Origin of the sequence: Obesumbacterium proteus, assembly GCF_001586165.1 — a bacterium.
GTDB classification, from domain to species: domain Bacteria; phylum Pseudomonadota; class Gammaproteobacteria; order Enterobacterales; family Enterobacteriaceae; genus Hafnia; species Hafnia protea.
Genome location: NZ_CP014608.1, coordinates 3,043,056 through 3,066,969, shown reverse-complemented (window position 1 = coordinate 3,066,969; position 23,914 = coordinate 3,043,056). Strand labels below are relative to the sequence as shown.

Genomic DNA, 23,914 nt, shown 5'->3' with positions numbered 1-23,914 from the left:
GGGGCCAATCGCCGCCCCCTAACAACCCGGCTTGGCACCGTTCTTCAGCCTGCTTCGCAGGTTCCCTCATTTTGTCATTCCGGCTTTAACGGAACGAGCGACAATCGGCATCCATGCCTCCGTCGCTCTTTTGCCGACGTCCGGTCGGCAAATCCTAGCCTGCATTCCTCTATTCGGCTGAAGAACAACGTGCCGGATAAGGTCAAAGACAAAAGACAAAAGACAAAAGACAAAAGACAAAAGACAAAAGACAAAAGACAAAAGACAAAAGACAAAAGACAAAAGACTAAAACTTTATCTGTTTTTTAGTTTAAGTCTTGGGAGAAAGAGCAACGCTAACAGGATGTTAGCGTTAGAGGAGGAGGCGCCATGGATGGCGCATGCCGACTCGGCGCGGAGATGGCGTCTCGGATAAAAGCGCGAGAGTGCAGAGACCACGCGCCGGTGGTCTCTGCCCGTATGCCTTCACCGATGCGGCATTGAAACTCGATATGGACAGGCAGGCGGAATCTTTAACCGTTGTGACATAAGCGTCTGGCGGCCGAAACCTTCACCGAATCTAGCCCCCCACTCAAATATAACTCAACGGCTCATCCGCTAACTTCTCCCCTAAAAACTTCTCCAAAAACAGTTTGGTTCTAGGGTGTTGGGGATTGGCAAACAGCTCTTTCGCCGCGCCTTGCTCAACGATCCGGCCTTCGTCCATAAAGATAGCTCGGTTGGCCACATCACGGGCAAAGCTCATTTCGTGGGTCACGATCACCATAGTGCGGTTCTCTTCCGCTAGCGCACGGATAGTGCTTAGCACTTCCCCCACCAGCTCAGGATCGAGCGCTGACGTTGGTTCATCAAACAGGATAACTTCCGGCTGCATGGCTAACGCACGCGCTATCGCAACACGCTGCTGCTGCCCACCCGATAAACGTTTAGGAAACGCATCTTCTTTGCCCTTCAAACCGACTTTCGCCAGCAATTCACGCGCTCGCGCAATCACCACGTCACGTTTTTCCCCCTTCACCACCACCGGTCCTTCAATAATGTTTTCCAATACCGTGCGGTGCGGGAACAGGTTGAAGTTTTGGAATACAAAGCCCACTTCTTGGCGCAGTTTGCGAATGGCGGCTTTCTGACGCCCCAACGGCTGATCGCCATGGATGGTAACGTCGCCCACTTGAATCGTGCCGCCGTCAGGCTCTTCTAATAAATTAATACTGCGCAGCAGGGTTGTTTTGCCTGAACCACTTGGCCCAATAATCGCAACCACCTCACCCTTTTCAACCGTCAGATCAACACCGTGCAGCACGGTGTTTCCGTTAAAGGATTTTGTCAGATTTTTTACTTCAATAGTGCTCACTGTAGCTCCTAAACGGATAGGCCTAAAATTAATACTTTACGGGGAGGGATAAGGCCAGATTTGCCGCATTCACCCGATATAACCGCAACTGTAGCAACTCATCGCGATGAATAAAAAATTTTGCCGGAATAAGGTTAGATTGATATGGAATAAAAAAACAAAAAAGCCACCGCATAACGATGGCTTTTTGATTCTGACAAACAGTCTAACAGACCGCTTCTTTTTGCCAGTTTAGATATTGATCGTACTTACGCAGCGCAATGCGATAGTTATTTTGATTCGCATCAGCGATATGCTCAATCATATCCCACTGCTGCTCAGTGCCGCAGAACTTCTGTACGGGGAAATCATTGGCACGCAGCATATCGTCTAAACGACGCAAACGCACAATATACTCACGAATTGAGCTGTGGCTCATTTCTGTTTGCTCAAACAAATATTGCTTAAAATCGAGAATATCGAAGTAGTCTGCATGACAATGGCAGTAAACATCGCTGCAAAAACGGCACAGCGCGGTGATTTCCTGCTCGAGCTCTTGCCAAACTCGGTCATCAATCAGTTGATCCATACCTGCCAGCACTTCACGATCGAGAATCTTCCCGCGAAATACTAAAGACATACGATCGAGCGATTTACCACAATGAGAGCAATCGCACTGACTATGTTTAAAATCTTTCAAATAGCGACTCAATGGTCGTCTTTTTTGTAGGGATGCCGTCATGACAACATTTTCCATTTCTTTGAATAACTGTTGGCGTATTAGCTTTGGCTAGCCAGCTTAGTGCGTAAGCGTTTGATCGCCTGGCTATGTAGCTGACTGACGCGAGACTCTCCGACCTCAAGCACGGCACCGATTTCCTTTAGGTTCAGCTCTTCTTGGTAGTAAAGCGTAAGAACCAGTTTTTCACGTTCCGGTAATGCTTCAATCGCAGTAATCACGCGCTGGCGCAGATCGCCTTCCAACAGTTGTTTGAGAGGATTGGCATCCTCATGCTGCTGGAAAACAGGTTCGGCGCTGTCGCCATGCTCTTCTCGCCACTCATCATAAGAAAAAAGATGGCTGGTGTTGGTATCCAACAAAATCTGCTGGTACTCCACCAAAGGCATATCCAATTCTTGCGCTATTTCGGTTTCTGTTGGTGCGCGATGCAGACGCTGCTCGGCACGCTGCATAGCCGCTGAAACTTCACGGGCATTTCGACGCACGCTGCGCGGAACCCAATCACGACTGCGAAGCTCGTCGAGCATCGCACCGCGAATGCGTTGAACCGCATAGGTGGTAAAGGCCGTCCCCTGCATGGCATCGTAGCGTTCGACCGCGTGCAACAGCCCAATACCTCCGGCTTGAAGCAGGTCGTCCAGTTCAACGCTGGCGGGCAGGCGTACCTGCAAACGCAGCGCTTCATGGCGCACTAGCGGAGCGTAGCGCTGCCACAGGGAATTTTTGTCGATCACGCCGTCGGCGGTATACAATTCACTCACGTTGACAGAACCCGGGTTGATGGATGCCCGGCTATTATCTAACCCTCACGCGCAAGCCAATGGCGCGATTAGTCAGCAAAAATGCCCCCTTTTCTCACGTTGCCTTTGCGGGAAGACGAGATTGCTCAGTTATTCATCACGTGGTTGATGTGAAAAACCCCGCGTACCGCGGGGTTTGTTTTATTTCATGCTGGCGAATTATTAACGCAGCAGAGTCAGAACGTTCTGAGTAGACTGGTTAGCCTGAGCCAACACTGAAGTACCTGCCTGCTGCAGAATGTTTGCACGGCTCATGTTGGACACTTCGGTCGCGTAGTCAGCATCCTGAATACGAGACTGGGAAGCAGTCAGGTTGTTAACGGTGCTGTTCAGGTTGTTGATAACAGAATCGAAACGGTTCTGTACCGCGCCCAGAGATGAACGCAGGGAGTCAACCTGAGACAGCGCAGAGTCCAGTGCAGCCAGTGGATCAGTGGTTTTAGGGGTAGTAGACAGCGCTTTACCTACGGTTACTTTACCAGCGGCATCTACAGTTGCGCCGGTATAGGTTGCTTTACCGTCTGCATCAGTTCCTTGGATCACGTAACCTGCAACGCCTTTAGCATCGGTATAGCTTTTCAGCGTGCCGCCTGCTGGGATGTTAGTCAGGTCGATTGGAGTTGCTGCACCAACAGAGACAGAAGTCGTTTCTTTCGCGGTGGCTAAATCAGGAGCGCCAGTTGTGGTTTTAGCCGTTGAGTCCCAAGTTACTTTACCGTCAGCTGCAACGGTTGCATCGTAGTAGTCAGCACCAGATTTAACTAATTTTACGCCCGCATCGGTGGTATACAATTTGCCATCAGATACTTTTGCGCCTGCATTGGTATCAGCCTGAATTGATGGTGCGCCCATTTTAGGAATGTCAGTTGCCGCAGCACCAACGCCTGCAACGTTAACGCCGTTTGCAACGCTGAAGGTATCCAGTTTCAACGTTGACGCATCGATTTTCTGCAGATCGATATCGATAGTTTCGTTATCGTTAGCACCAACCTGAATAGTCAGCTTGTTGTTGCCGCTTAATACTTTAACGCCGTTGAAGTCGGTTTGTTCAGAGATACGGTTAACTTCAGCCAGACGCTGAGTGATTTCGTCCTGGATGGACTGCAAATCGCTATCAGAGTTAGAACCGTTCTGAGCCTGTACGGTCAGACGACGGATGTTTTGCAGGTTATCGTTCACTTCGTTCAGAGCACCTTCGGTGGTCTGTGACAGAGAGATACCGTCGTTGGCGTTACGAGAAGCCTGAGTCAGACCCTTGATGTTTGCGGTGAAGCGGTTAGAAATTGCCTGACCCGCCGCATCGTCTTTCGCGCTGTTGATACGCAGACCAGAAGACAGACGCTCAATAGCGGTACCCAGTGAAGACTGAGATTTGTTCAGGTTGTTCTGTGCCATCAAAGACAGGCTGTTGGTGTTAATTACTTGTGCCATAGTGAGCTTTCCTTACGAATCATCTGCGAAAATCGCATCTTAGTTAATGGGTCGGGCCTGATTGCCCTACGGCGTCAGCCACCGTCCACACAGGTATCGGCGCTCCCCAACTAACCTTTAGGAAATTTTTAAATTATTTTTTGCGTAATTCCGCTGCTTCGACAATCGCTTAAATAAGGCCCACTTTTCGTCTTCTATCGTCCCATCACTTTTTCATATTATTTTGTAAACTTTTTTCCTACTGAGCCGATAACGCGTATAGCGCATGAAAATATATAAGGAAAATACTGATGGCTTCTATTTCTTCTTTAGGGATCGGCTCAGGTCTCGACTTAAACGGGCTGCTCGACAAACTGTCTACGGCAGAACAGCAACGCTTAACGCCCTATACCACGCAGCAAACCAGCTATAAAGCACAGCTGACGGCGTATGGCACGTTAAAAAGCTCGTTGGAAAAATTCGATAACCTAAGTAAGGATTTGGCTAAGGCCGACTTCTTTAATACGACTAAAGCATCGACTCACGATCAGTTTACCGTGACGACGAATCCTAAAGCGGTTGCCGGTAACTACAGCGTTGAAGTTAAGCAATTAGCACAGGCACAAAGCCTCACCACGCAGCAGACGGTTACCGATCAAGCTGCACAGCTCGGTACATCGGGCGCGAGCGGCCGTTCCATTGAGCTAACCCAAGGCACCCCGCCGAAGACCACCACCATTCCTTTAGGTGATGGACAAACTTCACTGCTGGAAATGCGTGATGCTATTAATGGTGCAAAAGCAGGAGTCACTGCCAGTATCGTTCGCGTCGGCGATAACAGCTATCAATTGGCGTTAACCTCTTCATCGACGGGTTCAGCCAACCAGATGACGGTAAAAGTGAATGGCGATAGCAAACTGGGCGATCTGCTTGATTTTGATCCTAGCGCGCCATCAAGCTCACCAACGGCAATAAAGCAAACGGTAGAAGCTAAAGACGCCATCATCACCATGAACGGCACCGAAATTGTGCGTAGTAGCAATACCATTACCGATGCCCCACAGGGCACGACGATCGAGCTGAAAGCTAAAACCAAAGACGGTGAGCCACAGAACCTGATTTTGAGCGCTGATAACTCAGGTGCGATGGACAAAATTAAAAGTTGGGTAGATAGCTATAACTCCCTGCTGGATACCTTTACCTCGCTGACCAAATACACCCCAGTAAAAACGGGTGAAGCGCAGTCAAAAACCAACGGTGCACTGTTGGGTGACAATACCCTGCGTGGCGTACAGGCAGCGATTAAAGGCGCATTGAGTTCGGCTCAGGATAACCCTGAACTCAAAGGTCTTGGCAATTTGGGGATTACCACCGATGGTAAAACCGGCAAATTAACCGTAGACAGCGACAAACTCACCAAAGCCTTTACCGATCATCCAGACCAAGTAGCTAACTTCTTTGTTGGCAATGGTAAAGATAGCGGTATGGCAACCAATATTCACAGCGAAATTCAAAGTTATATCAAGGCCGGCGGCGTGATCGAATCAACTACAAAAAGCATTAATACCAACTTAGATCGCCTGAGCGTTCGTATCGACAGCGTCAGCGATAGCATTCAGGAAACCATCGACCGCTACAAAGCTCAATTTGTACAGCTGGACACCATGATGTCAAAACTCAACAGCACCAGCTCATATTTAACACAGCAGTTCACCGCCATGAACTCATAGCACAGGTAACAACACATGTATAAAGCGACGGGCTCGCAAGCCTACGCTGAGATTGGTTTGGAGAGTGGCGTGATGAGCGCCAGTCCTCACCAGCTCATCGTAATGTTATTTGACGGGGCGCATAGCGCCCTAGTTCGCGCCCGCCTGCATATGCAGGCAGGACAAACGCAGCTCAAAGGTCAGTCAATTACCAAAGCCATTAACATCATTGATAATGGCTTAAAGGCAGGACTTAATCTGGAAAAAGGCGGAGAGCTTGCAGAAAATTTATCAGCATTGTATGACTATATGGTTAAACGCCTGTTACATGCTAATCTTCATAATGATGAAGTTACAATCCAACATGTCACGGACCTGTTAGATAACATTGCCGATGCGTGGCGTCAGATCGGCCCACAATCTCAACCTACTCAGCAGGACCACTTATAATGTACGGAATACAGCCTTTGTCACACGCGTACCGTCACATCCTTTCGCTCAGCGAAAGCATGTTGGAACTTGCTAAGCGTTCAGAGTGGGACTCGCTCGTTAAACTGGAGTTGGAATATCTGCAAGCGGTGGCGAAAACCACCGAGCTGATGCCAATTTCCGAAGTAGACTCCGCGATGCAGGCGGAGCTGCGCCGCGTTTTAGCTAAAATTCTCGATAACGAAGCTGAAATTAAGCGCCTTCTTCAGGCGCGTATGGATGAGCTGAGCCAGATAATAGGAAAAACCTCACGCCAACAAGCGGTCACCCACACTTACGGGCAGTTCTCGGACAGCGAAGGATATCCTGGCGATTTACTTTAATTTTTTTATTCAACACCAGTAATTTCCATACTCAGGCACAAATTTTAGTAAAACGCTTTAAACAATAATATTTCAATAAGAAAAACAACTCATGATTATATCAGCCATATTGCTATGGCATTAATAATCAACATTAATTTTTAGTAAAAAAGCGAATGCGCTTAACTACATAATTACTTTTAATAAAAATTATATCCCAGGTGAATTAATTAGGAATGGTCACGTCGGAATAGTGCCCATTCATCTATTCTCTCCCCCGTTGGCAATAAGCAGTCTGTACTCACGCCAAGTTCCGTTGTTTTATTAATTTCTTTGCCTCCCAGTTTTAGGCAATACACTGAGGCTGGATTTGGCATCCCAATCGCTCCCTTTGCCGGCGTAGCTTCTGCGGCGGGAGCCGTGTTGCCTGACATACACCCTGCCAGCATTAAACCACTCATCCCAACAATCGCCATCATACGTACTTTCATCATTTTGTTTATCATCCTAAAAAAATCAAAAAACATAATCGTTTTTCTAGCACAGTGAATCAGGTAATTACTCCTGTTCATTATAGGGTTTATTGCTGAGAACGTTAACTTTTTATATAAAAAATAAATAAATAAGCTAATTACATTATTGGAAATAATTTATTGATTAAAAATAGTGAAACTAACACCACAAAACTAATCAATTTATAGGTAAACCTATGAGATTCTGCTATATCTTAGCTTGCCGCTTCTCTCATTTGGAAAAGGATCTATGGCTACGCTTCGTAATCTCAAAACTGCGCTCTTAATCGGCGCATTGGCTCTAACCGGCTGTGCAACCAAAACTGCAACACCTGAACAATATTCAGGTTTTTTAAAAGACTATTCAAACCTAACAGAAACCAAGTCATCTTCAGGTTTGCCTATTATGCGCTGGGTTGATCCTAGTTTTAAATCCAGCCACTACGACAAACTGATTTACAACCCAGTGACCTATTACCCTGAGCCTAAACCTACTACGCAGATTGGCAAAAACGTATTAGATGGTGTGCTTAACTATACCAATACCAAGCTAAAAGCGGCGGCAGCCCAGCGTTCTACGCTGGTTACACAACCGGGTCCTAATACGCTGATTTTCCGCGGCGCTATTACCGCTGTTGATACCAGCAAAGAGGGATTGCAATTCTATGAAGTGATCCCAATCGCGATGGTTGTTGCGGGAACGCAAGCTGCCACCGGCCACCGTACCATGGATACTGATTTGTTCTTCGAAGGTGAGTTAATTGACTCTCAAACCAACAAGACGGTCATGAAAGTGGTACGTAAAGGTTCTGGCAAACAGTTATCTAACTCAAATCAGCTGCTGACCGTAGATGATTTGAAAACGGTCATTGATAACATGGCGACCGACGCGACGATGTTTGACGTGAAATAGCCAACCACAGCGATAAAAATAGAGACAGTATGGCCAGCCGCCAAAAACGGCTGGCTTTTTTATACCCTTTGTTTTTAGCGAAAACGTCTAGGCAAAAAAAATCCCGCACCAAACGGCACGGGAAACCATACTAGAAATTTGAAAACAAACGTTCTGAAGCAATGAGCTATGGGTTTGAGCAAACTGAACGATTCCCCATCGCTGTATATACGATTATATAGCGAGTATATGTAAAGTGCAAACGCCCAATGCAAGCTCAATACATTAGCGTTTTTTCACCGCGTAAGAGCAGGTGTAAGCCATACGTTTCAGCGTTGGAACCGAACTGGCTAGCGGCGGGATCTGCGTCGCAATATCAAAACCATTTTCTTTGCAGTAACTCAACGCATCGGCGTCCATCGCCGCTTTATTCACTTTTTCAGGATCGTAACGATAGATAACGGCCTGATTGGCTTCATGCTCATCTAATCGCACAAAACCATCTGGCGTACTTACACACCCGACTAGAACGGCAGGTAGCAATACAGAGAACAATACGGGTAACGACATAGATAACAACGGAGGAAGGGTATATTTCTTCATAAGAATCTCACTCAAATTTTGTTCTTATGATAGCCGTAAGCGATTCAGCCATAAACCAGATAAATACGAATAACGCTCTTTTTGTAGGCAAAAAGACCACTTTCGCAGTCTTTTCATCTCACGTGATTACAGTTTAAACAAGCCTTTAATGACAATTTTGGCAATGGCCGGATTGTTTTCTTTGGCTCCTTTAATCAGATATTGATTAATCGCTGCCAAAATTTCATGCGGGGATGGCTCTTCTTTTTCCGCGCTGACAAGATGCGAGCCATTTCCTTGAAAAATGACTTCGCCATCAACATCTAAACCTTCATAGTAACTAATGTAGCTAACCTTCATATCAAATCCCGTATATTTTATCTGATTTATAAACTGCTGTTATATTTAACAGCACGTTAAGTCATTATTTTATCATCTAAAATCGGGTTAGATATGTAGACTCTCTTACAACTGAATTCAATTTTGCAGCACAACAAATATCATATTTTGGTCAGCATAGGTGCCGATATGCCAACCACAATATGATATTGTTCCAAACCGATATCGTTACCAACCACACACGTTAGTTTCTTCGTCGGAGTCATAGCCACGAACGATATTGATGAGATCTTTAAGCGCATCAGATGAAGTCGCAGGATCTTTTAAATCTTCAAGCGTTGGGAAATGTTTATCCACTGACACGCCATTATTTTTATTAGTGACCGTCAGAGTAAAACCTTCACCATTATTATTTTTATCATCGAGATTATTAATAAGTTCCATCACCAAGCCGGTCGCGACATCTGGAATGTATAATGCCATCGGCTTTAGATACGTTTTCTCTACGCTATGCTGGTTACTCTCGTTAGAGAGAGCAATTGCATAACCTTTATTCTCAACTGCATTTTCAACTGTCATTATCCGCCCTCTCTTACTCTTCTAATAAAATAGTAGGATCAACGTAAAAATCTACGTTAAACACCGTATCATCAGATAAAGCCTCAATCCGGTGCCATTTCTCAGGCGGAAACACGCCAAACTGCCCAGCCTCTATGGTTAGCGTTTCAATCGCTTCAGGGCTGGTTTCATCAGCATAGCCATAATAACGGATAGTACCCTGCATCACACATAGGCGTGGATAAACACCTTGGCGAGTTCCCGCATCCAGATGACGTTTCCAAATTGAGGCTGGGGCTGTCTCTTTCGTCCACAGGGGCGTGGTTCGTGTATGAATATAGTTAGTTGGTATAATAATGCGTTGCATCTTTAAACCTCATATTAACTACCGCCCAACCAAAATATGGGCAGCACATGTGAATATGATGCATATCATATACCCTTTATTGAAAAGCGTTAAGCGATTATCACAAAAGCATTTATAACGATATGGAAGTAAAAACCTATTAATACTCCTTTCTATTTACACAAAAAAGAAAGTGCATACCTCTTAAGAAGTAAATATAAACGTATTATTATTTATAAATACTGAATAGTATTTTTGAACAAAAATCAAATAGAGAATGACTTATCGTACTATTTTTAACCTAAATAAATTAGGAATCCTCTCATTTGAATGAGAGCAAAAAACACACTATCAAATAGATTGTCGTTCTTTTTATATACAACTCACCTGTAGAGAGATTCTCCGCATTATTAGCGCGTTTTTGAGCGACGCCCGTTTCGAATGAAGAATATCGATAGAAAGTAATCTCGACGAACCACCGTGTGCAGAGGACTCATTACCAGCGAAATATTGTCGTCTAAAAATTATAAAGCAGATAAACAGACACTAATCAATGCGATAGCCGCTGCGCCAAACAGTGAACCTAGCGCTACTAGCAAATACTTCTGTTTGATTTTATAACCCATATTGTCACCTATGCTAATCTGAAATGAAGCCAACCCAATGGGTTACGACTATTATCTTCAAATTCTAGCAATGCAAAGAACACCTTACAATCATACTAATCCGATAATGCCCCGCTCCCTATGCGTGGCATAACTAAGGTCATCATTCACATAATGCTCAGTAAAAAAATAAAAGCTGTTAATATCAAGTGTAATAGCTGGCAGCACAACGTCAATTAAACAACAGAGTAAATATATAAATAAACACCGGCAGTTACATTCACGAATTAAATAAGATAGTGATAAAAAATAAACTCAGTGTATTTATGAACGTTGGCAAATATGTCAATTGGCTAGATGATGAATTAGAGAAGTCATTATAATATTAAAAGCTGCCACTTAATTGTTGGGGTATTTCTCACGCGATGAGTTACCACTATCACCGCATTTCGCTTAAAGACCCAGATAAATCACCCAACCTCGCCGTTGGCAATATTCCCTAGCAAAGTTGAGTGGTTAGTATGAAGTGATACAAAACAGATAATTAAGACGATTAAACCTGCATATTCATAATGTGATGTATGGGTATTCAGTACTGTGGTTATGTACATTGTATTTGAGTTTAGGCACTGCATTACCGCAAAGTACCGAAAAGCATTACTGTGCTCTAAGGTGGTTTGCGGTAATTTTTTGCCCCATATATGCCCCATCCACCTCAAATGCACGGGTTGTCATCGAACTCGCTCATCGTCATATCGTTGACTACATGCGTCACAACACCGAATATCTCAAATCCCGTCTCTTCATCAGCAAACGTCACATCATCATAATTTTCCAACTTGGCTAGGCATGGCACCGGCATTGTCAGCAACCGACGCAATACGAACTCTCCGCAGAGGGACGCGACCACCACGCTTCCGTGGACCGGTCGCTTAGAACTGTCGATGACCAATAGCGCATCTTTGAGCACACCGGCACTTGGACAGTAATCAGGGCACTTCATGAAGTACGTCGCGTGCGGTGTTTTAATGAATATCTCGTCCAGACTGATTGGCTTGTCTGTGTAGTCCGCTGCTGGAGATGGAAAGCCCATATGTCACCTATAAAATATACTGTTTATGCATACAGTATATTTATGGCGTAGGCGGTTGTGAAGGAGTACAGCGAAGAAATATGGGAAGATTATGATTAAGAAGGGAATAAAAATGCATCTCATGAATCGAGACATAGCACAGATGTTACCCATGCAAGTGATGGTGCCATGCTACTTATTGATGTTGTCACTGCGCCGGAGTCTTGCATACGCTCCGGCGCAAACCTAATTACTCTTCTGCAATTTCTTCTTGCGCCATTTCTTCTTGCGCTGCTTTTTGAGCTAGATTCCAGACTGAATCTTGTGGCATTTCTACACGAACTGAAACGAACTGGTCAGACGGTATATCAATGGGATCGCCTTCCTCAAATCCATCTTTGATATTTCTAGCGAATGCTGGGGCGTCTGGATAGGTGCGGTGGTAAGTTTTTACCAAAATAGAACCATCAGCATCGACTTCATAATCAAGCCAAAGCAAACGCTGACCATTGCGATCTTTGGGGGTTTCAAAACCACCATCCACGCCACCCCAGGCTTTATCTGAATTCAGTCCAAGGATGTGACTTACCCTATAGACACCAACACTTTCACGCACAACTTGCGCGCCTTCAGATTCCTCGTTAGTTCCGAATGTACCATCGTGGTAAATATTAATGATTGGTGAGGCTTGTTTGATAAATCCACTCGAATCAACCGTTGTATTTGCGCTATGCCATAACTCACGCCATGTATTCCAACTACCCTCTGACGTCACACGGAAGAACATCCTTCCTTGGGATGAGTATGATGTTGCTATCTGGCTACGCCATGTTGTTGACGCACTCTGGTGCATGCCTAAATTAATAACACCAACAGCCTGACCCGAAATCCCAGCGGGAGATCCCACCCACTGTGTGAGCGCTGCATAGAATCCGTTGGGGTAGTTTGTATTACTTGCACTAATATCCTGAGGTAGTGCTATTGGGTTTTGCGCTCCAACGCCAAAGCCGCCCACCATCATGATATTATTCGTATTGCCATCATTAGTAGCGGTTTGAGTGTTTTTGGTAGCCGCGGTGCCGAGTGGTGATTTATCTGCTTTATTATTATCAAGTGCGGTAAAACTTTTAATCGTGACTTTCGTGCCATCTGGCGCAGTAAGTGCAATATCGCCTGTGCCAGTCATAATCTGCTGCCAGCCGTCCATTTGTGCTTGATAGTATCCAAGCGTGGCCGCGAGTTGATTAGACCATGCCGCTGTACTGGCGGACTCTGCCACCAAGATCGAATATTTGGAATTAGTGAAAGTTTTATAGATTGGCTGGGCCAACTCTATCGACGTATCGCTAATGACACGCTTAATTTGATAGACGCCATCAACCCCGGCATTAGAGGATATGAACAGCACTGAGCCATTTGTAATGCCGAGTTTAGCATCGCTCCACTTTGTACCGGTGCCGGTAATAGTGGTTGCATTCAATGCGCCCGTGATCGTGCCTGTCGCGTATAAAGACATAATATTTACTCCAGAAAACATATAATTCAGACTTTAAAATTTGAAATAATCGCTTGCATCAATCACTATTGATGGCGTGGAAATATTAGGGAACTGTAATGTAACTCCTCCGGTGTTTATTGTCCCTTCAATAGAGCCTCTACCTCTCCTTATCTGTCGACCAGATATTTGCATCCCCATATAATATAGGGTCCAGACACTACCACTGCGTGTTCCTGTTTTTGCTGATCGCTCGAGAGGAACCATGGGGCGAGCAACTCCACTATCTTTATAGTCATTCGATATAGATACGGATGCGCCTAAATTAAATGGGGCATATTTACTGGAAAACACGAGCCGTTTATTATCGTTCCATATTGCAAGACCCCATGTATCCAACTGTAATGCAAAATCAGATGCAAACGCACATATATATATTTCTAACGAAGTCGCTCCGGTGATCCGAACGATATTATCCGTTCCCATTTCAACGATCGCGGCTGGGTTATTCCAATAGCAAAATATTCTCTTATTCGAACCTGGTATATTGCTAGGTAGCGACCATCCATTTGATATAGTAACCTTTTGGGCATATACACAATAACCTAGTTTCATTGTGTCATTTATTTCTGTATAACCTCGCATTCCCTGCACAGCTAGACCCCATCGGCCTGATGGCGCTTCCGGAACTTGGTTGTATTCATAAACATCAACGGTAAACCCATTTGGAAGTCCACCTTGTATTCCTGGTACAGCGGGACTAACGTTAAAAGTGATGGTATTTCCAGACTTTGACCATCCTGTTATTGCATAAACCTGATCATTATAAGGTGATGAACTTGAGGAAGTTCCGACCTGAACCCCATCTCTTGGAACGCATAATGCTGTTGACCCTGCGGTAAACCCAAGATTAAAACTATAGGATGTACCCGTCCCTGAGTTGTGTTTTATTTTTACGGTTCCGATATAGTTGAGGAGCCCTGCCGTATTTTTATCTATCCTAAGCCGTGTATTTCCGTCATCGCCATAAATAGCCAATCCAAAATCAGACATTAGAATACTCCTGTTAAATAGCCTAGCTGGACTTTTAATTGCCCTGATTTATTTGCAATACTAATTGTGACATTATCTTGTTTCATCATGCCCAATGAGTTTGAGCCATTAATTTCAATAGAACCTGTTCTAAAGCCTATTCGCATACCTGCACGGCCTGCAACATAATCATCTGATTGTAAGTAGTTCGTAATTTTACCTGAACCAATGGATGCATCTTGGATGAGCGCGGAAACAATGAAGGTTTGCGAACCTTGAATGAAGAATGGCAACGTATACCCGTTAGTAGCCGGGTTTAATACCGCGAACTGATCAGCACTGGCGAGGATTTTCGTACTTACCACACCGCCTTTCACTTCGGCACCAACGGACAATCCCGCAGCATGATATTGGCCGTTATAGGTCACCCCAGTCCCAATGCTGTAAACCGCGCTACCTGTCCCATTTTGATTAAATATGGTCTGGCCACGAACCTGTATCGCTGCCGTATTCTCGCCAACGGTAGACGTTAGTCCGGTAACTTGGGTTGATATAGCTTCAATATCTGTCGCTACCGTTTCTCGTAACGTGGTTAAATCAGCCTCCGTCTGGTCCGTTTTACTGTTTAGCTTATCAACCGCCGTCGCTCGCGCTTCCGACTCCGTAGCGATGACCTGACGGGTTTCCGTTATTTCCGCTTTACGGTCGCCGTTCTGCGCCATCCAGCGGCGCACATCGGCATCATTTGCCAGCGCATTCTGTATTGCAGCATCGGCTGCGGATTGAAGCTGAGCATTCGAATCGACTAGGTTTTTGTCGATCTCTTTGAATGCATCTGACTCCTCAATGCCTTTTTTAACTTCATCTGCTATCCATTCAACATCAGCGCTCGACTCACCAAGAAGCCAATCAATCCAGTCCCCCTGATTACCCGATTTATCCACCAATCGAGCACGATAGAAGAATGACTGGCCAGCACTTAGCCCCATCTGCTGATAGCTGCGCTGGGGATAGGGAATATCAGATAACAGCATCACGCCTTCTTCCGTTGGCGCGGTGTTATATTGTATTTCCGTTTTTAGCGTATCTTCTGCGCCTTGAGGGAATAGCCATGATAAGGCTATGCCAAAGACTAAGGGATCCGCTTTGAAGTTTAACGGCTTGGGCGGTGCGCCTTCCTTGCCTTTTAAATGCACTTCTAACGATGTGGCCCATGCGGATGATATATCACTGGCATTGATCGCCCGAACACGCACCAGGTACCGCCCAGCGTAAATGCCCGCAACATCAAAACTAGTAACTGAAGAACGCGGCATGCTGATCCAGTTGCCATTGTCCTTGCGCCATTCCGCTTCATAAGCAACGGCGTTAGCCGTGGCATCCCAGCTAGCATGCAGCGTGGTTATTGCAATACCTTGATTAATAACTGAATGGCTAGTGATTTGAATGTTAGCCGGCGGTGCCTGAACACCAGGCGGGATAACCGTGATCGGCCGCTCGTCTATTTTTGCGCCAGTATCGATGCGCGCATATTTGTCTGGATCATGCTCAATGCATGAGATATTGAAAGTATTGTCGTTGTTATCTTCAATGCTGATAACTCGATAAAGCTGAATAGCTAGATCATCAGCTTCTATACCCCATATAGCTTCTGGCTCTGGCGTTTCAGTGTAAGCGATTGAGACTGTTACAACGGCGTCATTTATTGCGGTTATCGTGCGCGCCTGCAATGAGCCTGAAGGCAAGTTGATTTGCAGGCGGTCACCGGCTTTGGCATCCGGTTTGCGGTCTAGCTTGATATTTCGACCGTTTACCGAAGAAATACGGCCGCTATAGACGCGCCCCGAGCGGCGCTGATCCGGCAGTCCAATAATATAGCCAGGCATAGGCAATTGGCCTTCTAAGCCCGTCGTGAAGCTGGCGGCACCGTCCTTGCTATTGGTTAGAATGGCCCATAATCCACTGCGCCTTGCTTCGCTTTGACGCGTACAACCAATGGCCGATAGTTCAATCTGATTAACGCTATAGCGCCGCATTAATGCCATATCTGAAACGGCTTCGATTTCATCTTGATAATTCGTTACCGGATTTGACCAGCTAATAAGCGCCTGGGTAACGCGATTGCGTTGGCTACCGCCTACATAATTAATTTTTCCCACAATATTTGCATGGGTAAAGTTGCGGAATACATCGCGCGGCATATCGGCAATAACTGAAAGCTGATTATTCATCCATGAAGTCATGCCACGGAAGATGCCGGCCACGTCGCGCAATACGGTAAAGGCGTCAGCTTGCGATTGAATATAAACATCGCACATATGGCGCGGCTCCACACCATCGCCGCCTCGGCCATCCGGTACCATCTGATCGCAATATTGCGCGATGCGGTAGAGTTCCCACTTATCAACTTGCTCGATAGTCAAACGACGGCCAAGGCCGAAACGCTTTTCAATGATCAAATCAAAGAGAACCCACGCAGGGTTATTGCTTACGGCAAATTTAAAGGTTCCGTCCCAACTGCCGGAATAAGTGCGCATCTTTGGATCGTAGTTAGTCGGAATACGGATCAGGCGCCCATCTGGCCGGCAACTAATTTTAGGGATATTGGAAAAAAGCTTGGAATCAAACTCCACGAATAACAAAGCTGTATTCGGATAACGTAATTTAGCGTCGATCACTTCTGCGATAGCTTCAATCGTCGATTTGCTGGCGATTTTTGCACTCGTAGAATCAGCTGTAAGGCGACGAATGCGCACTTGCCATCCGGTATTAGCCGCAGGTAGATTAATACGATGGCTGCGCTCGTAAAGCGTCGTCGTTTTGCCATCTACCGCAGTTTTCAAAACGGTTTCATAGGCTCCGCCATCTGTCGCCAAATCGATTTCATATTCCACGCGATAACCTATCAAATCACCGTTATCTTTTTGCTGTTGTAGCGCGGGAAAACCAAGGCGAATGCGCACGGCTGATAGCTGCGTATTATTGATAGCGCGGATCCACGGCTGAGACTGTTTTAATTCGGTGTTAATCGTGATTTCATTTTCTACGCTTGGGATCCCTTTGATATAGGTCTGCGCCTGCGTACCTGGCCGATATTCCCATGTAACGCCCGGAAAATTATTGCTTCCGTCTGCGTTCATAATTGGCGTTCCATCCAGATAGATATGCTTACCATCCAACGTACCGCCCAGCTCGCCTTCCGCAAGCGCTAAAAGAATCTTTGCGCGGGCAACTGACTGTAGGCTGTCTGGTGATTCTGAAGGCTGGCGACTACTACCGCCTCCGCCTTTGTTACCTTGGATTAATTGCATAATTCCTCGCATAAAAAAAGGCCGCCCGTAGGCAGCCTATTTGATTCTTTTAACGCTATTGCTGATCTTCAGCGTAAATGCCTGCCGAAGCGATGGCACCGCCTATTTCGCGGTTATTGTCTTGCGTATAAAGGACGCCAACGGGATTGCCTTGCGTCGTGGTATTCACTGGCCCGCCGAAGGCGTAAGACGGTTTATTATCTGGGCTCTCACGCATTGAAAGGCCCGTTGGTTGTGGTGCTATCATCTGCATAACGCCGCCGATTGCCATTGACGCACCTACTAGCGCCGCGGTACCCCATGCGCCAGAAATGGCAAAGCCGGCAGAACCAAGCAAGCCAACTGCGGCGCCACTCGTCATAAAGCCAGCTACGGCAATTAAAGCAACGCCTAAAACTGTTTGAAAAATGCCGCCGCGTTTGCTGCCAATAATAATTGGGGCGATGCGAATTTCTAGACTTCCTGAATTATCAGTTAATTCGCTTTCGCCGATATTTTTCTTTCCTTTAAAAACGGCATATTCAATGCCGCGCTGGGTAGAAGAATTCATGAAAGCTTCAAAGCCTGGGATAACGACTGATAGCGCCTTCACGGCTTCTTTTGGCGTTCTGACCGCAAGCCGATGTACTCGGCCAAACGTGGTACCCAACACGCCGTAAAGTCGGATAGTTTTTAGCCCTTCGTTTAATTGGCTCATCACATCAGATCCTTATATCTAACCACTTTCATTGTGCGATCAACCCAATAACCGCCATACGGTACGCGCTGGCTTAATTGGCCGTATAAGTGATGTAACAGCATCCCATTTTCAACCAGAATGCCGGCATGGTTCCATTTATCGGCCTGTACCTGCATCATGACCATATCGCCTTCGCGCGTCGGCCCTTCAAATTCACGAAAGCCGCATTCAAACCAACAATCGTGATAAAAGTTTTCATCGTGTCCGTCTTCCCACCAATGATGCTCTACGCTGTAATTAGGCAATTCAATCTCATGATTCATGCGGAAGTAATCGCGAATTAAAGACCAGCAATCAGCATGGCCCAAATCGAATTGCCGGCCAACGAGCGGCCGATCTCCGCGCGGGTAAATCGTTCTTATATCGCCTTCCGGCCATGACGCTATAACCCATGGCAACTTTGTTTCATCACATAGATTTTTGTCGCGTTCCGATGCTTGCGTGGTGGCGTCAGGATGGCTATGCACAATAGCGGTAACTGTTCCCCAATCTTCGGCCGTGGCGTAGTCCTCCGGCGCCAGAATGAATCCGTATTCGGGGCCTTCTTTTTTTTCTCATTCGATGGAAGGATATTGCGGCAAGGAAAATAACGCTCTACGCGGGATTTTTGGGCAACTACGCCGCAGCACTCCAGCGGGTAAGCCTGTTTGGCGTGGGCCATGATGGCCGCTAACGTTTTATCTTGCATTGGTCTATCTCCGAATCAAAGAGCTACCAGGAAAACCACCGAAATCTAATTCGGCCATTTCTCCAAAACGTAATTTACAAGATGATAAACAACCTGAGCATGCATCTTGGCTGGGATCGTCCGTTGGTTTATCGTCCATGGTAAACATGCCGTTTTGTCCCGCATATGAGCAGCCAATACCGGTGCGGTATTCGTTATTCATGGCCCATTGGCAAAGCGAGTGAATTTGTCGGGTAGGAATGCGCAGGCCTTGTAAGTCGATCGGGCTATTTAACGTAAATTCGACTTGTTCGTCGTTTTCACCGCTTCGGCTATCGATGAAGAAAACCTGCGTAAATTCTTGTTCTGGATCGGCTTCGGGATTACCTTCTGGAAAATTGCGCGCATCTAAATAATGTTTGAATGTTTCGTGAACGGTCACTTTCGCTTGAACCATATCTTGATAAGCAATGCACATAGCGCCGATCGTGCCGTCTAAGTTTGCTACTGTTAATTTAGGCTCTGCCGCTGTTCCATCTGTTGAATATGAAAGGCCGGAAAGCTCACACGGCCACGCGCCATATTCTTTACCTTGCCACCATATCGACTTCGCTTTTAATTTCGACTCGTCCCCGCCGGCTGCCGCGATTTCCTCCGGTGTATGGGGAATAGTGTCATTATGAAAGCGCAGGATCCCTGCGTTGAATGCTTCGCCATCAACTTCAATAAGTCGAATGCGGTTACCTGGTTCAAGCTTTTGAACGTCGCTAGTAATTTCCATGATTACCCCATAAAAAAAGGCTATCCGAAGATAGCCCTTTGTTTTGTGATCGATTGATGCGCTTTACGGCGCGTATGATTGTTCGAATGTAGCCGATACCGTCATTGTTTTGCCGCCCACTGGCGTTGCCCTGATAGAGTCACTAGCAATGCGATATAACCCCTGTTTGCCATATGGCGGCGTCCAGATAAAGGACTTAATCACATGGCGCCGAACGAAGGAAAGGATCGGGAGCATTTCACTTTCTAAGCCACTGAAGCTTAAAGGCCAGCTTTGTTGCTCTGGGTTAATACCATCGGCGGCTACTTGCTCGTAACCATCGCCAAACTTGACCGTTCTAACGCGCTGACTAAAAGAGCCTTCCGGCTGTCCCTGCGTTCGCCATGTGAATGTTTCTAAGGCCATTTGACGTTCTCCAGTCGTAAAAAAACCCGCACGAGGCAGGTTTATGGGAATTAGCATTTAAATCTATTCGCTTGCTTCTAAGCCTAGCTCGCTAAGTGTTGCATCACCTCGGCATAGGGCGTGGAATTTTCTAGCGTTAACACCAGATTGATTTGCCATCGACTTTATCAGATCCCTTGAGAAGGGTGAGTGGTGCTTGTCGACTGTGACTACATATTTTTTTCTTTCTTTTACCGCAACCCATTGCTCATGAGATGTTCCCTTTTTGGGTTTCATCTCAAAGCCAAGCAACCTTAATCCATAAATTACTTCATCATATTTTAGTGGCGTGAGTTTCTTTACAAAAAACATAGTAGTGAGCCACTAAGATGGAATGTTGCATGGTTCATTGAACAATTTCCCATTCTTTTGAGAAAAGAACATTCGGAACCATACAGAAAAGTATTTCACCCATAGTGAAACTGGTGCTTTTCTCTTGTTCAGTAGGTCGATAGTGAATTCGGGCTCTGAAATAGCCTCTTCTACAAAGTCAGTGATTTGCGACTCGAGCTTGCTCATCGCCTCTTGAATTGTATCCGCTTGAGCGGCAAGGGAGAGATCTAAGCAAACAGCAACATAGACGCCATCCTGACGGTACGCCATGCAACGTAAGTACTTCATACAATCTCCATAATTAACCTTTGGTTTACGTAAAGAGTATAACCAAGGCTATACCATTACTACAAGTATTACTGTATTTGACGCGGTATTCGCTGTGGGATTTAAGAAAAACCCGCACTTAGCGGGTTAAATTCTTCATTGGCGGACTTTTCCGCCGATTAAAAAATCTTGCGTAAATCCACATCGTACACCGCTAACCAAGCGGCTCGAGGCCACGACTTAACGGATCCAAATCTAGGGTCGTATACATCATGCGGCGTGACCTCGTTCTCACGACACCACCTACGAAGTGGCTGCCATTTGAACTTCTTGCCCAGTTTCTTCTCTACTGGGATGATAGCCGCATAATTTTTACCTTCACCAAGTCTCTCTGCTAGATTATTCCTCTCACGAACTGCGATAGATGCCGTTGTCATTGCGGTAACTTCACGCTTCTCAGAAATCCAGCGTTTTTCTTTTACAGCTCGATCACGCTGCTCAGTGATAATGCGATTCTCTTTCACCTTTGCTAGCAAATCTTCCAGAGCTTCCTCATAAGTAAGCGGAATTCCTGATATGGGCGCTGGTCTGAAATACGAATCCTCCAAGCGCTCGAAGAAGCACCACGCTTCATCCGTATCGATAATTTTTGACATACGCGCTGCGCCCTTCTCTGTCCACAGCGTGATTGACCTAGCTCGCTTACCAACAGAGTAACCGTCAGTTACTCTGTTCTTGAATTCCTTCAACTCTGATCCAGTTAAAAGGAAATAATGCTTACCATCTCCGAAGCGATCGAGGTTTCTAGATAGGTTGTTGCGGATATTTACTTCGTCTGTACCGTAGCCGGCAGCCAGTGTCTCAGTAGTAACCACCCGAACCCCATTCCATTCAATTACTGGAAAAGTATCAGGATCGACAGAGGGTAAATAGTTTGCTACATTTACAGCAGTTGATGTTGATTGTTGCATATAAGACTCCAATCATTAGTTGATGTAAGCCGCCAGCTCCACACTGGCGGTTTTTCTTTATGCGTCTCCGCATAAATCAGTGTGTTACCGCTTGTTGAACTCGATCTATCTTGCGTAAGCAAAGACACAAATGGTGCTGCAATGCTTTTAGCTGGAAGATAGCCGCTTCAACCGAGTAACCTGCATTCTTCATATCTGCCAGCAGTCGCCCGCATGGGTTCGGGTAATCTCCGTTTGTTGTAAGCATCTCTGGTGAATAGAACCAAGGCGCATTCAATGCCTTGTCGCCAACTATCCAGCGATACTTATCAAAGAAATCCATTCCATAATTAAAGATAGGATTAACGTTCCCCTGCGCCACTTCGCGATCCAGAATATCCAGTACCCAGCGGCGGAACTCCTTGGCAACCGTGGTGCGTGAAAACATCCCCATTAGATGTGCGCCCCGAAGTGAGAAACCCTAGAATCCTGTACTCCACCGGGGGTGGTCACTTTAACCACCCCTGTCATATTAACTGTAAATTCATCTGCATGTTTGCGATAAAGACGATGGATTGCTTTATCATCAGAGTACCCAAGCGCTTCACCAACTTCTGCGGCTGTCAGCCAGATTTGCCCTGCCATCTCCATGTAGGAGAAGTTGGTATTGTGGAAAGTTAATTCTTTGTTCTGTATGCTGTTCATGTTGGTTTCCTTGCATACGGTTACTGACTTAGAAACCCCGTTTGTGTTAGCGCGCTGCGGGGTTTCGCCATTTTTACTGACCATTCGCCCTCTCCTCTCTCAGGCAACGAGCCAAGCGCTGCACAATCGCAGAGTTAATTGAAATACCATCCATCTCTGCCATGCGGCGAATCTCTTCTTTCATGCGTTCAGGCAAGCGAAGCTGGAAACTATCGTTCTTGCGTCCGGTATAAAGTACATCTTGCATTTACCCTCTCCTTTTATGTGTGACATCATTTTGATGCCTGACACCATTATGATGTCATTGTGGATGATGTCAATATGATGCTACTGTATTTTGCACAAATAATTATGGCTGAAGAAAATGACCGATAAAGAAAACCCAGCTTTTGTTGAAAGATTTACTGTCAGGATGCCTGATGGATTACGTGATGACATAGCAGAAAGAGCCAAGCAAAATGGCAGATCGATGAACTCGGAGATAGTCCAGATACTTCAAGACGCCATTTCTGGTAAGGATACAATCGATAAAGATCAGCTAGATATGGAAAAGATAAAAATGATACTAGATAGAGTGGCTGAAGAGGTTTTAGGCAACAAAAAGCCCACCTAAGTGGGCTTATATTTATCTGTAGTAACTAATATTTTTTATAACTGTTACTAATTAAATCGGTTTTGCATATCCTGAATTAAATTTTAGCGTTGCATCAAATATTTGCCCATTGCTAAACATGTAATAGCGTTTTTTAAATCCAGTATAACCACCATAACTATTTTTTGCATTTACTGAGACAGGGATCACCCAACCGTAATACATTTTAAAATTTTCCGCTATCCCACCTTGCAAATAAGCCTTTCTAGGCTCACCGAATTCGTATTTTGCTGAATCTGGATCTTTAAGTGCGTAGCTAATATCATTTTGTATCATCTCTTTATAATCACTTGGTAATTGACCATAATTCGCAGAGGTGGTTTCTGTTAATGAAGGAGTAGCCATGCAGCCACTTAGCAAAAGCGCCCCGACAAGCAAAAATATTATTTTTTTCATTTTTTATTATTCCTATTGCACGATAGGGTTAGGCTTTGTAGCCAATATGGCGTTTGTCTCTTTTGGGTTAAGCGTATACATTCCGCCATTAAACGGATCGACAGCAAACCATCCTATCAAGCCACCAAATAATAAGTTACCAGCAATATACCAGCCATTAGCATTTGATTTTATCGGCAGTGTTACTGGTGAATAACCATCTTTTGAGAAAGTAATGTTGTATTGTTTCTTGCCAAAATAACTACCATCTGATTTTTGCAATGAAATGCTAGCTGGGGTAGTTCCTTGGCTTACAGCCTTTCCGTTATCATCCTTAATTACAAAATTCGCCCCGCTTGGATCACTATTAACATTTATGCTTTGCGCATTATCACCAACAATGGATGCGCACCCAGAGAGCATTAGTGATACGGAAACTAGGATTAATGCAATTGATTTTTTCACGTTTACC

General features: G+C 45.5%; 29 protein-coding genes and 2 pseudogenes. 6 read left to right on the top strand and 25 right to left on the bottom strand.

Annotated features, from left to right (window positions below):
• Positions 1-380 precede the first annotated feature (380 nt).
• Positions 381-530 (top strand): hypothetical protein, encoded by a 150-nt coding sequence (locus DSM2777_RS24525; RefSeq protein ID WP_156088351.1) that lies wholly within the window; start codon positions 381-383, stop codon positions 528-530.
• Between the two features lie 41 nt (positions 531-571).
• Here DSM2777_RS24525 and tcyN read toward each other — a convergent pair whose 3' ends face one another.
• From tcyN to DSM2777_RS14580, 4 genes are all read right to left on the bottom strand, one after another.
• A complete protein-coding gene (gene tcyN / locus DSM2777_RS14595) occupies positions 572-1,354 on the bottom strand; it encodes an L-cystine ABC transporter ATP-binding protein TcyN (protein WP_046459976.1) in 783 nt (260 codons plus the stop codon).
• A 205-nt stretch (positions 1,355-1,559) separates the two neighbouring features.
• Positions 1,560-2,075: a flagella biosynthesis regulatory protein FliZ gene (gene fliZ, locus DSM2777_RS14590; protein WP_046459975.1), complete on the bottom strand. Its 516-nt coding sequence runs from the start codon at positions 2,073-2,075 to the stop codon at positions 1,560-1,562.
• Between the two features lie 38 nt (positions 2,076-2,113).
• The gene (locus DSM2777_RS14585; protein WP_004092872.1) at positions 2,114-2,836 is read right to left on the bottom strand and encodes an RNA polymerase sigma factor FliA; all 723 of its coding nucleotides are present in this window, start codon (positions 2,834-2,836) and stop codon (positions 2,114-2,116) included.
• A 201-nt stretch (positions 2,837-3,037) separates the two neighbouring features.
• Complete coding sequence (locus tag DSM2777_RS14580; RefSeq protein ID WP_061554366.1) at positions 3,038-4,306, bottom strand: flagellin FliC; 1,269 nt, start codon at positions 4,304-4,306, stop codon at positions 3,038-3,040.
• 290 nt (positions 4,307-4,596) lie between these two features.
• On the opposite strand from DSM2777_RS14580, the gene fliD reads away from it, so the two are divergent.
• Genes fliD through fliT form a run of 3 tightly spaced genes read left to right on the top strand, consistent with a single transcriptional unit; the run spans position 4,597 to position 6,806 of the window.
• Positions 4,597-6,015: a flagellar filament capping protein FliD gene (gene fliD / locus DSM2777_RS14575; protein WP_046459973.1), complete on the top strand. Its 1,419-nt coding sequence runs from the start codon at positions 4,597-4,599 to the stop codon at positions 6,013-6,015.
• 15 nt (positions 6,016-6,030) lie between these two features.
• Positions 6,031-6,444, top strand: coding sequence for a flagellar export chaperone FliS (fliS, locus tag DSM2777_RS14570; RefSeq protein WP_025796593.1), 414 nt, complete (start codon positions 6,031-6,033; stop codon positions 6,442-6,444).
• The gene (fliT, locus tag DSM2777_RS14565) at positions 6,444-6,806 is read left to right on the top strand and encodes a flagella biosynthesis regulatory protein FliT (protein ID WP_061554365.1); all 363 of its coding nucleotides are present in this window, start codon (positions 6,444-6,446) and stop codon (positions 6,804-6,806) included. The genes fliS and fliT overlap by 1 nt, the downstream gene beginning before the upstream one ends.
• Before the next feature lie 209 nt (positions 6,807-7,015).
• Here fliT and DSM2777_RS14560 read toward each other — a convergent pair whose 3' ends face one another.
• Positions 7,016-7,276 (bottom strand): putative hemolysin, encoded by a 261-nt coding sequence (locus DSM2777_RS14560; RefSeq protein WP_046459977.1) that lies wholly within the window; start codon positions 7,274-7,276, stop codon positions 7,016-7,018.
• A gap of 271 nt (positions 7,277-7,547) precedes the next feature.
• Here DSM2777_RS14560 and DSM2777_RS14555 point away from each other — a divergent pair, with 271 nt between their 5' ends.
• Positions 7,548-8,210, top strand: a complete 663-nt coding sequence (locus DSM2777_RS14555) for a DUF3313 domain-containing protein (protein ID WP_061554364.1) — start codon at positions 7,548-7,550, stop codon at positions 8,208-8,210.
• A gap of 264 nt (positions 8,211-8,474) precedes the next feature.
• Here the strand turns inward: DSM2777_RS14555 and DSM2777_RS14550 are convergent, their stop codons facing one another.
• The 18 genes and pseudogenes from DSM2777_RS14550 to DSM2777_RS14465 all read right to left on the bottom strand — a co-directional run bounded on the left by DSM2777_RS14550 (position 8,475) and on the right by DSM2777_RS14465 (position 22,662).
• Positions 8,475-8,792, bottom strand: a complete 318-nt coding sequence (locus tag DSM2777_RS14550; RefSeq protein WP_061554363.1) for a hypothetical protein — start codon at positions 8,790-8,792, stop codon at positions 8,475-8,477.
• A gap of 126 nt (positions 8,793-8,918) precedes the next feature.
• Complete coding sequence (locus tag DSM2777_RS14545; RefSeq protein WP_061554362.1) at positions 8,919-9,131, bottom strand: hypothetical protein; 213 nt, start codon at positions 9,129-9,131, stop codon at positions 8,919-8,921.
• 207 nt (positions 9,132-9,338) lie between these two features.
• Positions 9,339-9,689: a DUF1869 domain-containing protein gene (locus DSM2777_RS14540; RefSeq protein WP_061554361.1), complete on the bottom strand. Its 351-nt coding sequence runs from the start codon at positions 9,687-9,689 to the stop codon at positions 9,339-9,341.
• A 13-nt stretch (positions 9,690-9,702) separates the two neighbouring features.
• Positions 9,703-10,035: a TehB family protein gene (locus DSM2777_RS14535; protein WP_046459967.1), complete on the bottom strand. Its 333-nt coding sequence runs from the start codon at positions 10,033-10,035 to the stop codon at positions 9,703-9,705.
• Positions 10,036-11,334: 1,299 nt separating this feature from the next.
• Entirely contained in the window at positions 11,335-11,712 is a 378-nt protein-coding gene (locus DSM2777_RS14530) for a HumD family translesion DNA polymerase (protein ID WP_061554360.1), read from the bottom strand.
• 229 nt (positions 11,713-11,941) lie between these two features.
• The gene (locus tag DSM2777_RS14525) at positions 11,942-13,207 is read right to left on the bottom strand and encodes a pyocin knob domain-containing protein (RefSeq protein ID WP_061554359.1); all 1,266 of its coding nucleotides are present in this window, start codon (positions 13,205-13,207) and stop codon (positions 11,942-11,944) included.
• A 33-nt stretch (positions 13,208-13,240) separates the two neighbouring features.
• Positions 13,241-14,239: a DUF6453 family protein gene (locus DSM2777_RS14520; RefSeq protein ID WP_061554358.1), complete on the bottom strand. Its 999-nt coding sequence runs from the start codon at positions 14,237-14,239 to the stop codon at positions 13,241-13,243.
• On the bottom strand, positions 14,239-17,529 hold the full coding sequence (locus tag DSM2777_RS14515; protein ID WP_061554357.1) for a TipJ family phage tail tip protein: 3,291 nt from the start codon (positions 17,527-17,529) through the stop codon (positions 14,239-14,241). The genes DSM2777_RS14520 and DSM2777_RS14515 overlap by 1 nt, the downstream gene beginning before the upstream one ends.
• Before the next feature lie 55 nt (positions 17,530-17,584).
• On the bottom strand, positions 17,585-18,226 hold the full coding sequence (locus DSM2777_RS14510; RefSeq protein ID WP_156473626.1) for a tail assembly protein: 642 nt from the start codon (positions 18,224-18,226) through the stop codon (positions 17,585-17,587).
• Positions 18,226-18,956, bottom strand: a pseudogene (locus tag DSM2777_RS14505) (C40 family peptidase). The gene DSM2777_RS14510 and the pseudogene DSM2777_RS14505 overlap by 1 nt, the downstream one beginning before the upstream one ends.
• 4 nt (positions 18,957-18,960) lie before the next feature.
• Positions 18,961-19,716, bottom strand: coding sequence for a phage minor tail protein L (locus DSM2777_RS14500; RefSeq protein ID WP_061554355.1), 756 nt, complete (start codon positions 19,714-19,716; stop codon positions 18,961-18,963).
• A 63-nt stretch (positions 19,717-19,779) separates the two neighbouring features.
• Complete coding sequence (locus DSM2777_RS14495; protein ID WP_061554354.1) at positions 19,780-20,121, bottom strand: phage tail protein; 342 nt, start codon at positions 20,119-20,121, stop codon at positions 19,780-19,782.
• A 63-nt stretch (positions 20,122-20,184) separates the two neighbouring features.
• On the bottom strand, positions 20,185-20,472 hold the full coding sequence (locus DSM2777_RS14490; RefSeq protein ID WP_061554353.1) for a type II toxin-antitoxin system HicA family toxin: 288 nt from the start codon (positions 20,470-20,472) through the stop codon (positions 20,185-20,187).
• A 12-nt stretch (positions 20,473-20,484) separates the two neighbouring features.
• Positions 20,485-20,781 (bottom strand): DUF1902 domain-containing protein, encoded by a 297-nt coding sequence (locus tag DSM2777_RS14485; protein ID WP_061554352.1) that lies wholly within the window; start codon positions 20,779-20,781, stop codon positions 20,485-20,487.
• Positions 20,782-20,939: 158 nt separating this feature from the next.
• Positions 20,940-21,731 carry an ORF6N domain-containing protein gene (locus tag DSM2777_RS14480; RefSeq protein ID WP_061554351.1) on the bottom strand — a complete coding sequence of 264 codons (792 nt, stop codon included), beginning with the start codon at positions 21,729-21,731 and terminating at the stop codon, positions 20,940-20,942.
• A gap of 76 nt (positions 21,732-21,807) precedes the next feature.
• Positions 21,808-22,164: a BRO-N domain-containing protein gene (locus DSM2777_RS24810; RefSeq protein ID WP_061554350.1), complete on the bottom strand. Its 357-nt coding sequence runs from the start codon at positions 22,162-22,164 to the stop codon at positions 21,808-21,810.
• On the bottom strand, positions 22,164-22,499 hold the full coding sequence (locus DSM2777_RS14470; protein WP_061554349.1) for a BRO-N domain-containing protein: 336 nt from the start codon (positions 22,497-22,499) through the stop codon (positions 22,164-22,166). The genes DSM2777_RS24810 and DSM2777_RS14470 overlap by 1 nt, the downstream gene beginning before the upstream one ends.
• Complete coding sequence (locus DSM2777_RS14465) at positions 22,489-22,662, bottom strand: Arc family DNA-binding protein (RefSeq protein WP_061554348.1); 174 nt, start codon at positions 22,660-22,662, stop codon at positions 22,489-22,491. Before DSM2777_RS14465 ends, DSM2777_RS14470 begins: the two co-directional genes overlap by 11 nt.
• A gap of 117 nt (positions 22,663-22,779) precedes the next feature.
• Between DSM2777_RS14465 and DSM2777_RS25180 the strand changes: the two are divergent.
• Positions 22,780-22,921, top strand: a pseudogene (locus DSM2777_RS25180) (Arc family DNA-binding protein); the annotation flags it as partial.
• 158 nt (positions 22,922-23,079) lie between these two features.
• Here DSM2777_RS25180 and DSM2777_RS14455 read toward each other — a convergent pair.
• Both DSM2777_RS14455 and DSM2777_RS14450 read right to left on the bottom strand, forming a co-directional pair.
• Positions 23,080-23,463 (bottom strand): lipoprotein, encoded by a 384-nt coding sequence (locus tag DSM2777_RS14455; RefSeq protein ID WP_061554346.1) that lies wholly within the window; start codon positions 23,461-23,463, stop codon positions 23,080-23,082.
• A 12-nt stretch (positions 23,464-23,475) separates the two neighbouring features.
• Positions 23,476-23,907, bottom strand: coding sequence for an META domain-containing protein (locus DSM2777_RS14450; protein ID WP_416337902.1), 432 nt, complete (start codon positions 23,905-23,907; stop codon positions 23,476-23,478).
• Positions 23,908-23,914: the final 7 nt, after the last annotated feature.